Source organism: Winogradskyella litorisediminis (genome assembly GCF_042675765.1).
In the GTDB taxonomy this organism is placed as follows: domain Bacteria; phylum Bacteroidota; class Bacteroidia; order Flavobacteriales; family Flavobacteriaceae; genus Winogradskyella; species Winogradskyella litorisediminis.
The window spans coordinates 110,807-125,446 of the sequence record NZ_JBHTJL010000016.1; the positions used below are offsets into that span (position 1 = coordinate 110,807).

Genomic DNA, 14,640 nt, shown 5'->3' on the forward strand with positions numbered 1-14,640 from the left:
AAACTGAATATTTCATCTATGAAACTTAACATTAAAAATGAAACGTCACGCTTAAGAGCTGTGATATTAGGTACTGCAGAAAGTAACGGGCCAACTCCAAAAGTTGAAGACTGCTATGACCCAAAAAGTAGACTTCATGTTTTGGCAGGTACATATCCAAAAGAAGAGGATATGATTAAAGAAATGCAAGCGGTTGAAAACGTTTTGCTTAAGTACGACGTAACTGTTTACAGGCCAGAAATTATAAAAGATTACAATCAAATTTTTGCAAGAGATATTTCATTTGTCATTGACGACAAAATTGTTATAGCCAACATACTACCAGATAGAGATAGAGAAATAGAAGCAACAAAGTATATTTGGTCAACAGTAAAAAAAGAGAATATTATAAAATTACCAGAATCATGTCATTTTGAAGGTGGTGATATTATGCCTTGGAACGACTATATATTTGTGGGTACATACTCCGGTGAAGATTATTCAGATTTTATTACAGCCCGAACTAATACTGCTGCGGTTGAGGCGCTAAAAAAATTATTTCCTCATAAAATAGTAAAGGCTTTTGAACTTCGAAAATCGAACACAAATCCAAAAGAAAATGCGCTGCATTTAGACTGTTGTTTTCAACCGATAGGTAAAGACAAAGCCATCATTCATAAAAATGGATTTTTAGTTGAAAAAGAATACCAATGGTTGGTTGATTTCTTTGGAAAAGATAATGTTTTTGAAATTACTAAAGACGAAATGTACGATATGAATAGTAATATCTTCTCCATTTCTGAAGATGTGATTATTTCCGAGCAAAACTTTACACGTCTAAACACATGGTTACGCGAGCAGGGTTTTACAGTTGAAGAAGTGCCTTATGCTGAGATTGCTAAACAAGAAGGTTTGCTACGTTGTAGTACAATGCCTTTGATTAGAGACTAATTTCTTTAATTAACTATTTGACAAAATCTGGCCAATGTTTCATGTAAGTCACAAATTTGTCGCTTAGTCCTTCGTTGTATAAATAGTCCTTATTTACAGGAGTTTCGGTGGGTTTAAAGTTTGAGTCAGCCATTACTTTTTTAGGAAAGTTATGGTGTAAAATGGCAGAACGACCTATAGAGACAAAATCTACACCAGCATTTAAGACGTCAAATACGTCCTTGCCCGTATTAATTTTTCCTGCAACCGTCCATTTTACATCTTTATAGTCCAAATCAACAAAATGTTGAAGTAGGCTTTTATTTTGGTGTTGCGCTTCTTCGGGTTGTTTAAATACATCCCAAAGTGAGATGTCCAAAAAGTCAATATCATGCTCGTTTATCAATTGCTCACAAACGATTTTTACTTCACTTAGTTGCATACCAAAACGCTCAGGCGACAAACGTACGCCTAACAAAAAGTCTTTGCCACAAGCGGTTCTGATTCCATTAACAATTTCAAATAGTAAACGTGCACGATTCTCTAGACTACCACCATACTGGTCGTTTCGTTTATTAATCTCAGCACTCAAAAATTGGGTTAATATATAACCATGTGCACCGTGAACTTCTGCACCATCATAACCGCTCTTTTGTGCACGCACAGCTGCTGAAATAAAGTCATCTCGTAATTGGTAGACTTCTTCTAGAGATAAGCCTCTTGCATTGTGTTTTTCGATAGGCGATGGGCAAACGGGTTGCTGTCTAATTAATTCTTCGGGCGTTCGCATACCTGCATGGTGTAGTTGTACGACTGCCAAACTATCGTGTGCTTTAATGCCTGTTGCTAAACGTTGGTGACCTTCAATCTGAGCGTCATCATAAATCCCTAGTTGTCCAGGGAAACCTTTACCTATAAATTGCACATGTGATGCACAGGTCATAGTTAGACCAAAACCACCTTTGGCGCGCATGGTTAACCAATTGTATTCGTCATCAGAAAGTTTACCATCTTCATGACTTTGAGTATTGGTCATTGGTGCAAGCATGAAACGGTTTTTCATTTGCGCTCCATTTTTAAAGCGCAGTGGTGCATCTGGTAATGCCATAGTAAGTAAAAATTAAGGGTTATTTACCGTATAAAAAGTAACGATTTACCAAATCTATATATTGGCGTTTAGCTTCGTCTTCGGTGATATCTTTTACCTGAAATAGTGCATTAGTTTTAAAAGCATTAATTATTTGCTTTTTACTGCTTGGTCTGCCGTAGTCGTTTGTGGCTTTTTTGTAGTAGGCGTAGAGGCGTAATAAAAAATCAGCAGGAAAAGGATGCTGGTGGTCATTAACCCTTTTAACTGCAGCTTCAAATTCTATGTCTAATTCGCTTTGGCTCATTACATTTCCGCAATCACAGACTCGCCTCCTTTAACTTTTTGATTTAGGCTAACTTTTATATCTGCATCTAAAGGTAAAAATAAATCAACTCTTGAGCCAAATTTTATAAATCCAGAGTCTGCACCTTGTATAGCATCATCTTGAATTTTTGCATAATTAACAATACGTTTTGCTAAGGCACCAGCTATTTGTCTATAGAGTACTTTTCCGAAATTGCTGTTTTCTACAACAACCGTGGTACGTTCATTCTCTTCACTAGCTTTAGGATGCCAAGCAACTAGATATTTTCCTGGATGATATTTGCTATACGTTACTTTTCCAGAAATAGGATATCGAGTAACATGAACGTTTAAAGGCGACATAAATACAGAAACTTGTATTCGTTTTTCATTAAATACTTCTTTCTCAAAAACTTCTTCTATAACAACTACTTTACCATCAACAGGAGAAACAGCTTGGGTTTCATTTAGATTTGTAAAACGCTTAGGGTTTCTAAAAAATTGAAGAATAAGTAAAAAGAAAACAACAACAACTAGCATTAGAGTTTTACGAAGCCACTCTATATTAACGATAAAATAATCTATTGCAAATATGGCAAGCACTACAACAACTAGTGTAATGAGTATAATTTTATGTCCTTCTTTATGAAACATAGGTTAAAATTCTTAAGAATAAATAAATAAAAGGTGCTGCAAAGATAATACTATCTAATCGGTCTAACAATCCGCCATGACCCGGCATTATAACACCACTATCTTTAACTTGGGCCTGACGCTTAAATTTTGATTCAATTAAATCACCTAAAGTGCCAAAAACACTTATAATGATTGATAAAATGAGCCAACTGGTAAAACTTAAAGACGTGTCTGTAAACATGGCAATAAAATAACTTGCAACACATGCAAAAAATAAACCTCCTAAAAAACCTTCGACAGTTTTCTTAGGAGAAATGCTTGGAAAAAGCTTCTGCTTTCCAAAATTCTTTCCAACTATAAATGCAAAACTATCGTTAACCCAAACTAAAATAAAACTCCCCAAAAGTAATATTGGCGAAAATAAAGATTGATAGTTAGCAATTAGCAACATAAATACAAATCCGCTAGATAAATAAAAAGTCGTTGCAATATATCTTTTAGATTCAAACAGTGGAATTTTATTAAATGTAAATAAATCTTTAATTAAAAAGAGATTTACAAAAATAGTAATGACTAATAATATTTGAATAGCCTCACTGGTACCTGTATTAGAGCTATGTACCATACACCAATACCAGAAACCAAAATAAAGAAGTGTAAATATTATAGCTGGTATTAGTATTGAATTAAGCTTTATAAGCTTTCTAAACTCCGCTAAACTTACAAAACCGAAAATATAAAGAACAACGATTAGCGCATTTTCCCAATACATGGCTAAAATAAGCAGGGCAACATATAGTAGCCCAGAAATACCGCGGGTTAGAAGTTCTTTCATCTATAAATCTTCTAAAAGCAGGAGGTACAAGTTTTTGGAACTGCTTCCATAAGTTAAAAAGTCTTTATCTCCAGTAGTTTTAAAGTGTTTTATTGTTGTAATATTTGTAGGAATTTTAGACTTATTATTGTTTTTAATACCCTTAAGACCTTCGCCAATATTTTCTACCAATTGACTAGTGGTGGCATACACCACAAAATTAGCAGGTAATTCTTTTAGTTTTTTTTCAGCAATCTGTTTTGAGGAAATTAATAAAGAACCATCATCTGAAATTAGATGTTCACAGGTTGTAAAAAAATAGGTGCTTTCAGAAGTTTTCTTCGTTGGTGTTAAATCAAAGCCTTTAAATAAATCCTTGAGTCGATTGTCTAAAAGAAATACTTTTTTATCTACCCAATCATTTTCTTCAAGTATGTTTTCAAAACTGTTGTAAACTTCTTCGATATTTTCACAGTATAGAAATTTTCCTCCGTTAGCTTTAAAGTTTATTGTGAAGCGCTCATCAACAGGAAGTTTAATTTCGGGCATATATTTGCTACGTCCTTCATTGGGAGCTTTTTCTTCGGAATCAGGGGTTTTTCCTCCAAAAAGTTTTCTGAATAAACTCATTTACAAATACTATTGATATCTATCGTTAAGACGATTTAGTCAAATATAAAAAAACTTAAACTAACTCTAGGTTAATTTAAGTTTTTTCATAGAAAAGATATAGTGTTTATTCTTCTTCTTCTGTAGCTAAAACATTCTTTTCAAAAGGACGCTTTCCAAATATTTTTTCAAGATTATCTTTAAAAATCACTTCTTTTTCTAATAAAACATCTGCAAGTTGTGTGAGCTTGTCTTTGTTGTCTTCTAACAATTTAATAGCTCGTTGGTATTGAGTTTCTATTATATCAGAAATTTCTTTATCAATTAATTCTGCAGTTAATTCACTATAAGGCTTTGTAAACCCAGTTTGTTGTCCTGAAGAATCGTAGTAAGTAACGTTACCAACTTTATCGCTTAAACCATAAACAGTTACCATAGCTCTAGCTTGCTTTGTTACTTTTTCTAAATCACTTAATGCTCCTGTTGATATTTTATTAAAAATCACCTTTTCTGCCGCACGTCCACCCATCGTGGCACACATTTCGTCAAGCATTTGCTCAGGTCTAACTATTAAGCGTTCTTCTGGTAGGTACCATGCTGCACCTAAGGATTGGCCTCTTGGTACAATAGTTACTTTTACCAGTGGTGCAGCATGCTCAAGCATCCAACTCACAGTGGCATGACCAGCTTCGTGATAAGCGATGGCTTTCTTTTCGTCTGGTGTAATAATTTTATTTTTCTTTTCTAGTCCGCCAACAATACGGTCAACAGCATCTAAAAAATCTTGTTTGTTTACAGCTTTTTTACCTTTACGAGCTGCAATTAAAGCAGATTCGTTACAAACATTTGCAATATCAGCGCCTGAAAATCCAGGTGTTTGCTTAGCTAAAAAGTCAACATCTAATGTTTCTTCTTTTTTCAGCGGACGTAAATGTACTTCAAAGATTTCCTTACGCTCACGAACGTCAGGCAAATCAACGTAAATTTGTCTATCAAATCGTCCAGCACGCATTAAAGCACTATCTAAAACATCAGCACGGTTTGTAGCTGCTAAAACAATAACGTTAGTATTTGTACCAAAACCGTCCATTTCTGTAAGAAGTTGGTTTAGTGTGTTTTCACGCTCATCATTAGAGCCTGAAAAATTATTTTTTCCTCTTGCGCGACCGATAGCATCAATTTCATCAATAAATATGATTGCAGGAGATTTCTCTTTGGCTTGTTTAAATAAATCTCTAACTCGAGACGCACCGACACCTACAAACATTTCTACAAAGTCAGAGCCAGATAAAGAGAAAAATGGCACCTTAGCTTCACCAGCAACGGCTTTTGCTAATAGGGTTTTTCCTGTTCCTGGAGGTCCAACAAGTAAAGCGCCTTTTGGTATTTTTCCACCAAGTGAGGTATATTTTTCTGGAAATTTTAAGAAATCTACAATTTCTTGTACTTCTTCTTTAGCACCTTCTAAACCTGCAACATCTTTAAAAGAAGTTTTAGTATCTGTTTTTTCATCAAAAAGCTTGGCTTTAGATTTTCCAATATTGAAAATTTGCCCACCAGCTCCGCCACCACCGCCAGAAGACATGCGTCGCATAATGTATATCCAAACACCAATAATTAAAACAAATGGTAATAAAGACAATAAGAAGTCGCTAAAACCGCTACTTTCTATATCAGCATTTCTAGATGTTGATAGATTATTTTCAGTTATGATTTCATCAATTCTATCTTCAAAATTACCTAGGTCACCAAATTTTAAGGTGTAATTAGGAACATTTCCAGTAGGTAAAAATCCTTTTTTATTCGCAACGTCTTTGTGTACTTCTTTTTGTAAAGCTTCCTTTGTTAGATAAACACGTGCTGTTTTTGTATTACTAACAATAACAACTTCCTTTACATCACCCTGTTCTAGATAAGTAATAAATTCTGAAGTTTTTATCTCTCTGGAATTTTCAAAAGCACTGCCACCAAATATTTGAAGCCCTAGGAAAACGGCAATTATGATTCCGTATATCCAATAAGGGCTAACTTTTGGTTTTTTATTTGGTAAATTATTTTTATTTTCTTTTGCCATATTACTGCCGCAGTTGCGGAAATCTTTATTGGTTATTCTTTATAAACTTGTTTCTATTTGAGTTGTTTTTGCATCGCCCCATAAACCTTCAATATCATAATATTCTCTGATATGCTTTTGAAACACATGCACAACTACGTTAACATAGTCCATTAAAACCCACTCGGCATTATCTGTACCTTCTACATGCCAAGGTTTATCTTTAATGGATTTGCTAACTTGTTTTTGTATGGAATTTACGATGGCGTTAACTTGTGTGTTAGATGTGCCTTCGCATACTATAAAATAATCGCAAACGGTATTTTCTATTTCTCTTAAATCTAAAAGTGTAATCTCTTTTCCTTTAACGTCCTCGATAGCGCTTATTATCGTTGTAATAAGTTCATCAGCATTGCTATTTCTTTCTGTCATTAAAATGTTTTAAATTTATACAAAGTTATTACTTTTTTAGTTCTTGCTAAGCCAAATACTCATAAGAAATCTATAAAATAATACCATTGATTTAATGTATATAATCAAACTTAATGCCATCGACTCTACTAATGCTTATTTAAAGTCTTTGAGCCTTAAGCAAACACAAAAAGATTTTACCGTTGTTGTAGCAGACGAACAAAAACAGGGTCGTGGGCAAATGGGAACATCTTGGCAAGCCGAAGCATCTAAAAACCTTACGTTTAGTGTATTTAAAGAGGTTTCTAACTTAGAAATAAAAGACCAGTTTTATATAAGTATAGCAGTAGCTTTAGCGATTTCTAAAGCATTACTAGAATTACAAATACCAAAAATTAAAATTAAATGGCCTAACGACATTTTGTCAGAAAATAAAAAAATTGCTGGTATACTTATAGAAAACGTTATTAAAAATAATAAGTTATATGGTTCGGTTATTGGCGTTGGGCTTAACGTAAACCAGAAATTTTTTAACGATTTACCTAATGCTTCTTCGATGCAGCTTATCACTGGTGTTGTTTATAATAAAGACGAAGTGTTACATACTATTTTAAAACACATTGAGTATTATTTAAAAAAAGTAAATGAGCCAAATTTTACAAAACTGAAGCAAGATTACGAAGCTTTGTTATTTCGCATAAAAAAACCGTCAACTTTTAAATCTTCGACAGAACAGATATTTTCTGGTTTTATCAAAGGTATAACAGATGATGGTAAATTAGTTTTACTTCTTGAAGATGATATCGTTAAAGAATTTGATCTTAAAGAAATACAGTTATTGTACTAAACTGCCTCTGGCATATTTTTAGCTAAAGTTTCTAAAAATTTATTAATAGGACCTTTTATCATCATTGCCATCATGGCATTAAATTCGCCCTCAAAATTAAGTTTTACTTCGCTTTGATTGTCTTCTATTTCTGTAATATCGGCAGATAAAGAAAAATCTAATTTGCCGCCAGCAGCACCTAAAACAATTTTTGAATGTGGAATTTCCTCCTTTTTCTTCAATACAATTTCGGGCATTCCTTTTAAGGCAAATAAAAATTTGTCAGAGTCTAAAACTTCAAATTTACTAATGTTTTCGGGCATTAGTTTTTCAAAATTCTTTACTTCTGATAAAAACTCAAAGGTTTTTTCTGCAGATTTATCTATAGTTACTTTTGGTGATTCTAATTTCATAGTTTTTTATTTAGTCTCGGATAATCAAATAGCGTTCCATTCGCTAGGATTTGCATTCCAATTTGCTAAAATTTCTTGTTCTTTTTGAGTAATGTATTTGGTATCTAAGGCTTGTTCTAATAAATTTTCGTAATTACCTAATGTGTGTAATTCTACGTTAGCATCTTTAAAATTTTGTTTTGCCACATCAAATCCATAAGAGAATATAGCAACCATTCCTTTTACATTGACTCCGGCCGCTTCTAAAGCCTTAACGGCATTAAGGCTACTTTTTCCTGTGCTTATTAAATCTTCTACAACAACAACATTTTGTCCTTTTTCTATATAACCTTCGACTTGGTTTTGGCGACCGTGTTTTTTAGCTTCGGGTCTTACGTAAACAAATGGTAAATTTAGATAGTCTGCAACAAGAGCTCCAACACCAATGGCACCAGTAGCTACACCAGCAATGACGTCTATTTTTCCGTATTTGTCTTCAATTTGTCTTGCTAAAGTTTCTCTAACATAATTTCTAATGTGTGGATATGATAGCACAATTCTGTTGTCGCAGTAAATTGGCGATTTCCAACCGCTAGCCCAAGTAAATGGATTGTTTGGTTGTAGTTTAATGGCATTAATTTGAAGTAAAACTTCTGCCGTTTGCTTGGCGATGTCTTTATTAAAAATCATGCGGTAAAATTAACGAAAATTAAGATGACTAGTTTTTAATTTCAAAATATTTTAATCAGAGTTAAGTATTATAAAAAAAGTATACATTTACAAAAGCTAATATAAAATTTCATCTTATTAATGCATACCATATTTGTTGGAGACAAGCCCATCTATCTTACAACTAAAGTAGATAAAGAAAAAGATTTTAAGGTGTATTTATTAAAGTCGGTAAACTTGCCTAAAGTTATACGCATGCTCAATAGAACAGACGTTAAAGCTGTTTATCTTGTTGATAAAAATGAAGAAAAACTCCTTAAAAAATTTCTGAAAAAGTTACCGAACGTAGTTGCTGGTGGCGGAAAAGTATTCAATAAAAAAGGAAAAATTTTATTTATCTACCGCAACGGAAAATGGGATTTACCAAAGGGAAAAACTGAAAAAGGCGAGACTATTGAAGAAACGGCTATAAGAGAAGTTGAAGAAGAAACCAAAGTTAAAGGGCTTAAGCTTGGCGAACCATTACCAACAACGTATCACATATTTAAGCGAAATGGCAGATATAAAATAAAAATCACCTATTGGTTTGAAATGCATACCGAATCTAAAGGCAAATTAAAACCTCAGAAAAAAGAAGGTATTACCAAAGTAAAATGGAAAGGAAAAAAGAAAACCCAAAAAGCGCTTGAAAATAGCTACGCAAACATCAAATTACTAATCTAAATTATTTTAATCTGTAAATAGGATACTGCATGTGTGCTTTCTCATAATTATCAGATTGTTTGTGTAGCCAATCTAATTGGGCATACCAATTATTTGCAAAGTCTGGTTCTAGACTTTTTTTCATATTAAATTTGACTTGCAATCTTGGATTAGCTTTAAGCATGAGTTGTGCTTTGTCTTCCCAAACGTAAGGAGAAAATCCTTCTTTTTGCTGTAAAATGGTATCGAAGAAGTTCCAATTAAAAAATGAATCTGGCGCCGTTGGTTCTAAGGTTTCAAGCAAATATCTAATTCCATCTTGACTGGTGTTTACAAAATAGTCACCAGCTCTAAAACTCACATCACTTAACTTTGTTTCTGCTGAAGTATTGTAATGCAAATAATGACCTTCATATGGCGATTGCCGCGTTTTGAAATCTTTTATTATGTAGGCTTCAACTTTAATAATAGTGTCATTTTTAAGTTTGGTTAATTCAATATTATTTAGTTTTAATCGCTCAATAACATGATACATACCCTGCGGAATGATATATGCTGAAGGTATTGTAACTTGCGTTACAGGAGTAAAGTAGTTCTGATATTTTACTTGTTTTGTAAATGGTTTTGTTGCATCATATTTTAAGCGTTTTCCTCCTGTTAATGCACTTTCAATTCTATTGCCTTTAAAACCTTTAAAGCTTAATGTCGAAAATTTTGTAGTATCTATTTTCCATTCAAGTGGATAGATTTTTCCTGAAGACCATGTTTTTTGTTGTTTTTGTCTTAATTCCGAAATTTTTTCACCCTGTTCTTCGGTAATTTCAATCATACTTTTCATTAATTCATAAGTACCTTCAACACGTTGTTTGTAAGGTTTAAGCATGTGTGTTTCTACCATCATGCCTAATGTGTTAAACAATGTTGTATAGCCTGTAGAATAACGAGGCGAATCTTTAAATTGTGAAAAACCGTTTTCTGGTGTGCTGTTAAAAACGTTGACATATGGAGTTATGTCCCATTGTTTAGCTTCTAGTTTTTGCTCTAATTGCGGCATCATTTCGGTATGTAAATAATTGCCCAAAACACCACCTAGTTTGTTGTGCTGTGTAAACAAATGTGTTAGTGTATATTGGTAATCCGCACCATTACTTACATGATTGTCAATAAAGACATCTGGTTTAACGAGATGATAAATTTCAGAAAAGGTTTTAGCATTTTTGGTATCTGTTTTTATAAAGTCTCTGTTAAGGTCATAATTACGAGCATTTCCTCTAAAACCATATGCCTTTGGGCCATTTTGGTTAGTTCGCGTACCAGAATTTCGGTTTAAACTTCCGCCAACATTATAGATAGGTATGGTAACGAGAACAGTGTTTTTTGGCGCTTCAACTTTACCACTAGCAATGTCTCTGTAAAGCATCATTGTGGCGTCAATACCATCTGATTCTCCTGGATGAATACCGTTGTTAATCATTAAGATTCGGTTGTCTCTTCTTAATACTGCAAAATCAAAATCGTTTCCTTTTGGGCTAAGTGTTACAATATGCAATGGTTCTCCTGCATCTGTTTCGCCAATGGCTTCGATTTTAATCTGTTTGTATTTGTCTGCAAGTGCAGTATAATAATCGATAGTTTGTTGATATGTAGCGGTTTCTAATCCATTGCTTTTTTCGAATTGAGTTGTGAAATCAAAGTCTACAGTTTCAGAATTTTTGTTGCAAGACACAATGATTAAAAATAGAAGTACGAGTTTTTTCATAACGAATTTTGTTGATTTTCAAACTTAAGCATTTTCAAGAAGAAAAACTTTTTCATACTCATTTTTCAGACTTTAAAAATCACTAATTTTACGTCTCATTTCAAATAAAGTTATGCAACAAACTACAGATACCATATTAATGATTCGCCCTGTTAATTTTAGGATGAATGAACAAACTGCCGTCAATAATTTTTTTCAAGAAGATTTAGATTTAAAAAATGTTGAAATAAATAAAAAAGCACAACAAGAATTTGATGCTTTTGTTGAAAAACTTCGTGCTGTTGGTATTACTGTAATCGTTGAAAATGATGACGAATTAATGGATACACCAGATTCTGTTTTTCCTAACAATTGGGTAAGCTTTCACAGTAATGGAAATGTTGCAATCTATCCGATGTTTGCCGAAAACCGAAGAAAAGAAAGACGCGATGAGGTTTTTATTCGCCTTGAAAAGGAAGGGTTTAAAATTGAAAACATCTTTGATTACACTTCCGCAGAAGACGAAGGTATATTTTTAGAGGGTACTGGAAGTTTACTTTTAGACCGTGTAAATGACAAAGCCTATTGCGCACTATCACCAAGAGCCGATGAAGACTTATTTATAGAATTTTGTGAGGATTTTGAATATACGCCAGTAATTTTCACGGCAAACCAAACAGTTGATGGTGAGCGTTTACCAATTTATCATACCAATGTTATGATGTGTTTGGCAGAGAATTTTGCTGTTATTTGTTTGGACACAATTGACGATAAAAAGGAGCGAAAGCAAGTTGTAAAAAGTTTGAAGCAAGATGGAAAGGAAATCATTTCAATTACAGAAGCTCAGATGCATCAATTTGCTGGGAATATGTTGCAGTTACGAGGTAAAGACAATCAACTGTATTTAGTTATGAGTGAAGCTGCTCACAAAAGTTTAAATCCACAACAAATTGCAGCTATTGAGAAACATTGCCCAATTTTATCAAGTTCTCTTGAAACTATTGAAACTTGTGGTGGCGGAAGTGCACGTTGTATGATGGCTGAGGTGTTTTTGCCTAAAAATTAATTTAGCATATTGCTACTTACTATTTATTCTTGTAGCGCAGCTTTGGGCAACTCAATAAAGAACTTACTGCCAATATTTGGTGTACTTTCTACCCAAATTCTACCATTATTTAACTCCACTAAATCTTTACAGATGGTGAGACCAAGACCGGTGCCTTTTTCATTTTCTGTACCGATAGTTGTAAAATTCTTTTTAGCATTAAAAAGTTTTTTCTGATTTTCTTCAGAGATTCCTATTCCTGTATCTTCTACACAAATTAAAACTTTTCCGTTGTAATCCTGATTAGAAACAGTAATGACGTCGCCTTTACCAGTAAATTTTACAGCGTTTGTAATTAAATTTTGAATCACAATTTCGAGCATGCTTCGGTCGGCAAATACAAATTCTCTTCGAGATTCATCAATTAAAATTATGCCTTTGTCATTTACTTTTTTCTCAATCAAGGAAATTTTAATTTGAAACACTTCTTGTATATTGAACAACTCAGGTTTTGGTTGTAAATTTTGCATTTGCGACTTAGACCAGTTTAGTAAGTTGAACAATAATGATGATGCATTATTAGCATTCTCGCTTAATTCTGGTATTAAATCGTTAAATTCTTCTTTGCTGATTCCGCCATCTTTAAGTAAATCTAAGAATGCTTTGATTGAGGAAATTGAATCTTTTAAATCGTGAGATACAATAGAAAAAAGTTTGTCTTTTACTTGGTTGACTTCTTCAAGTTGCATGTTTTTAGCAGCCAATTTTTTGTTTTTCTTTTCAAACTGCTTTTTTTCTTTGCTGTCTTTTGACCCTTTTAGATAACTAAAAATTAATAAAGCAATTGCAAAAACAAGTGCTGCAATTAAACTATAAATAAGTAAGGTATTCTTTTTTGACTGTTGCGGTTCAGTATCAATTAAAGTGTCTTTATTAACTTTTTGTTCTGGAGATATTAATGGAGTTTCAATGGTTTTTGGCTCTGTAATCTCGCGAGTAGGTATTGCCTTTTCAGCAAGTTTTTGCTGGTCTAACTTTTCCTTAAGCGCAAAATATTGCTTTTGCCAATTGTAGGCATCTTCAAAAAAGTTTCGTTTTTCGTCTAAATCTCTGTTGAGTTTTAAATTATAAAGAAGCTCCTCATCATTTTTTAGTTTTCGAGCTAGCTCGTTAGCTTGGTAAAGTTGGTTTTCTGCAAGTTTTAATCGCCTGTTTCTCGTGTTTAAGTCGGCGTATGCGTTCAGAGATTTTAAAATTCCAGATTCGTCATTATTGGCTTTGCTATAATCTAATCCTTCTCTTAAATAGTCGGATGCTTTGTCTAATTGGTCAATCGCTAAGTAAGATTTACCAAGGCTAGTCATAATTTCGCCTCGTAAATTTTTATCTTCTTCCTTATCAAGAAGTTTAAGCATACGCTCATAACTATCTATGGATAGGCGATAATCTTTTTTGATTGCATAAAGTTGACCTAGATTTTTTAGGGTGTTTTTCATCCCTTTCATATCATCTAGCTCTTCTCTAACGCTAAGTGCTTTTTTATTATAAAGCAAAGCTTCTTCTAATTTGTTTGTATTAAAATAAGCTTTTGCTAAACTATTGTAAGCTTTGCTAAGTTCTTCTTTAAGGTCTTTTTCTTCAAAAATTGAAATTGCAGATAAAGAGTTTTGAAGACCTTTTGTATAATTACCTCGTTCAATTTCTATGACGCCAAGGCTATTATTTACTTTGGCTAAACCAAGTGTGTCTTTTGAGTTGTAGAAATAATCTCGAGCTAATTCAAAATTGCTTACAGCTTTATTTTGTTGATTTTGAGCGTCATAAATTAAGGCTTGTATATAAGAGGTTTCGGCCAGGCCTTTGGTGTAATTCAAAGACTTTGACAACTCTGAAGTCTGTGCAATAAACAATGTCGCTTTATTATAATCTTGTAGCTTGTAAAGCTCATTTATGAGCAGCAACGATGTCTCAACTTTTGTCGAGTCCTGATTTTGATATGCTAAACGCACGGTAAGGCTATCTATCTTTGCATTTTGGGCAAAGCTAAAAATAGCTGACAGGCAGATGGCATAAATAAAAAGTTGCTTCATAAAGCAGTGACTATAACGCACAGATTTATAATTTTTTTGGCCAACTTTCTGAGAGGGATTGGAAAGAGTTTTCTTTAGTTAATTACAACTTAAGATTTATAATAGCTTACTCAAAAATCACCAAATACTATTTAACTCGCTAATTTTTGGGATTTAAAACCAAAAAATCAGACGAAGTGACGTTTCGTTTTTTATTAATTTTTATTATTTCGATTAACGGTAAAATTTTCGGCAGAAATACACTTTTATCGATGAAATGCATTTTTACATAATAATCTGATTATCAGTAATTAAGTTTAATTTGTTATTCTGTTAATTCAAATATACTGTCATTTTATAAAAGTAATCATATA

At 33.1% G+C, this 14,640-nt stretch carries 15 protein-coding genes; 4 read left to right on the forward strand and 11 right to left on the reverse strand.

Going from position 1 to position 14,640, the window contains the following annotated elements:
• The first annotated feature begins 18 nt into the window (after positions 1-18).
• A complete protein-coding gene (locus ACFQ1Q_RS11650; RefSeq protein ID WP_386131581.1) occupies positions 19-930 on the forward strand; it encodes a dimethylarginine dimethylaminohydrolase family protein in 912 nt (303 codons plus the stop codon).
• Positions 931-943: 13 nt separating this feature from the next.
• On the opposite strand, the gene ACFQ1Q_RS11655 is transcribed toward ACFQ1Q_RS11650, so the two are convergent.
• The 7 genes from ACFQ1Q_RS11655 to rsfS form a co-directional block, all read right to left on the reverse strand.
• Positions 944-2,017, reverse strand: a complete 1,074-nt coding sequence (locus ACFQ1Q_RS11655; RefSeq protein ID WP_386131583.1) for an NADH:flavin oxidoreductase — start codon at positions 2,015-2,017, stop codon at positions 944-946.
• 19 nt (positions 2,018-2,036) lie between these two features.
• Positions 2,037-2,303 (reverse strand): acyl-CoA-binding protein, encoded by a 267-nt coding sequence (locus ACFQ1Q_RS11660; protein WP_386131585.1) that lies wholly within the window; start codon positions 2,301-2,303, stop codon positions 2,037-2,039.
• Positions 2,303-2,956 carry a phosphatidylserine decarboxylase family protein gene (locus tag ACFQ1Q_RS11665; protein ID WP_386131588.1) on the reverse strand — a complete coding sequence of 218 codons (654 nt, stop codon included), beginning with the start codon at positions 2,954-2,956 and terminating at the stop codon, positions 2,303-2,305. The genes ACFQ1Q_RS11660 and ACFQ1Q_RS11665 overlap by 1 nt, the downstream gene beginning before the upstream one ends.
• Positions 2,946-3,773, reverse strand: a complete 828-nt coding sequence (locus tag ACFQ1Q_RS11670) for a phosphatidate cytidylyltransferase (protein ID WP_386131591.1) — start codon at positions 3,771-3,773, stop codon at positions 2,946-2,948. The genes ACFQ1Q_RS11665 and ACFQ1Q_RS11670 overlap by 11 nt, the downstream gene beginning before the upstream one ends.
• The gene (locus ACFQ1Q_RS11675; protein WP_386131594.1) at positions 3,774-4,382 is read right to left on the reverse strand and encodes an LUD domain-containing protein; all 609 of its coding nucleotides are present in this window, start codon (positions 4,380-4,382) and stop codon (positions 3,774-3,776) included.
• A gap of 106 nt (positions 4,383-4,488) precedes the next feature.
• Complete coding sequence (gene ftsH / locus ACFQ1Q_RS11680) at positions 4,489-6,435, reverse strand: ATP-dependent zinc metalloprotease FtsH (protein ID WP_386131597.1); 1,947 nt, start codon at positions 6,433-6,435, stop codon at positions 4,489-4,491.
• A gap of 39 nt (positions 6,436-6,474) precedes the next feature.
• A complete protein-coding gene (gene rsfS / locus ACFQ1Q_RS11685; RefSeq protein WP_386131600.1) occupies positions 6,475-6,846 on the reverse strand; it encodes a ribosome silencing factor in 372 nt (123 codons plus the stop codon).
• 94 nt (positions 6,847-6,940) lie between these two features.
• Here rsfS and ACFQ1Q_RS11690 point away from each other — a divergent pair, with 94 nt between their 5' ends.
• On the forward strand, positions 6,941-7,672 hold the full coding sequence (locus ACFQ1Q_RS11690) for a biotin--[acetyl-CoA-carboxylase] ligase (RefSeq protein WP_386131603.1): 732 nt from the start codon (positions 6,941-6,943) through the stop codon (positions 7,670-7,672).
• On the opposite strand, the gene ACFQ1Q_RS11695 is transcribed toward ACFQ1Q_RS11690, so the two are convergent.
• Entirely contained in the window at positions 7,669-8,064 is a 396-nt protein-coding gene (locus ACFQ1Q_RS11695; RefSeq protein WP_386131606.1) for an SRPBCC family protein, read from the reverse strand. The two genes, ACFQ1Q_RS11690 and ACFQ1Q_RS11695, sit on opposite strands and share 4 nt — an antisense overlap.
• A 24-nt stretch (positions 8,065-8,088) precedes the next feature.
• Positions 8,089-8,733, reverse strand: a complete 645-nt coding sequence (gene pyrE, locus ACFQ1Q_RS11700) for an orotate phosphoribosyltransferase (protein ID WP_386131608.1) — start codon at positions 8,731-8,733, stop codon at positions 8,089-8,091.
• 120 nt (positions 8,734-8,853) lie between these two features.
• Here pyrE and ACFQ1Q_RS11705 point away from each other — a divergent pair, with 120 nt between their 5' ends.
• On the forward strand, positions 8,854-9,435 hold the full coding sequence (locus ACFQ1Q_RS11705) for an NUDIX hydrolase (protein WP_386131610.1): 582 nt from the start codon (positions 8,854-8,856) through the stop codon (positions 9,433-9,435).
• A gap of 1 nt (position 9,436) precedes the next feature.
• Here the strand turns inward: ACFQ1Q_RS11705 and ACFQ1Q_RS11710 are convergent, their stop codons facing one another.
• A complete protein-coding gene (locus ACFQ1Q_RS11710) occupies positions 9,437-11,173 on the reverse strand; it encodes a M14 family metallopeptidase (RefSeq protein WP_386131613.1) in 1,737 nt (578 codons plus the stop codon).
• Between the two features lie 112 nt (positions 11,174-11,285).
• On the opposite strand from ACFQ1Q_RS11710, the gene ctlX reads away from it, so the two are divergent.
• Complete coding sequence (gene ctlX, locus ACFQ1Q_RS11715) at positions 11,286-12,218, forward strand: citrulline utilization hydrolase CtlX (protein WP_386131616.1); 933 nt, start codon at positions 11,286-11,288, stop codon at positions 12,216-12,218.
• 23 nt (positions 12,219-12,241) lie between these two features.
• Here the strand turns inward: ctlX and ACFQ1Q_RS11720 are convergent, their stop codons facing one another.
• On the reverse strand, positions 12,242-14,287 hold the full coding sequence (locus ACFQ1Q_RS11720) for a tetratricopeptide repeat-containing sensor histidine kinase (RefSeq protein WP_386131619.1): 2,046 nt from the start codon (positions 14,285-14,287) through the stop codon (positions 12,242-12,244).
• Positions 14,288-14,640 lie beyond the last annotated feature (353 nt).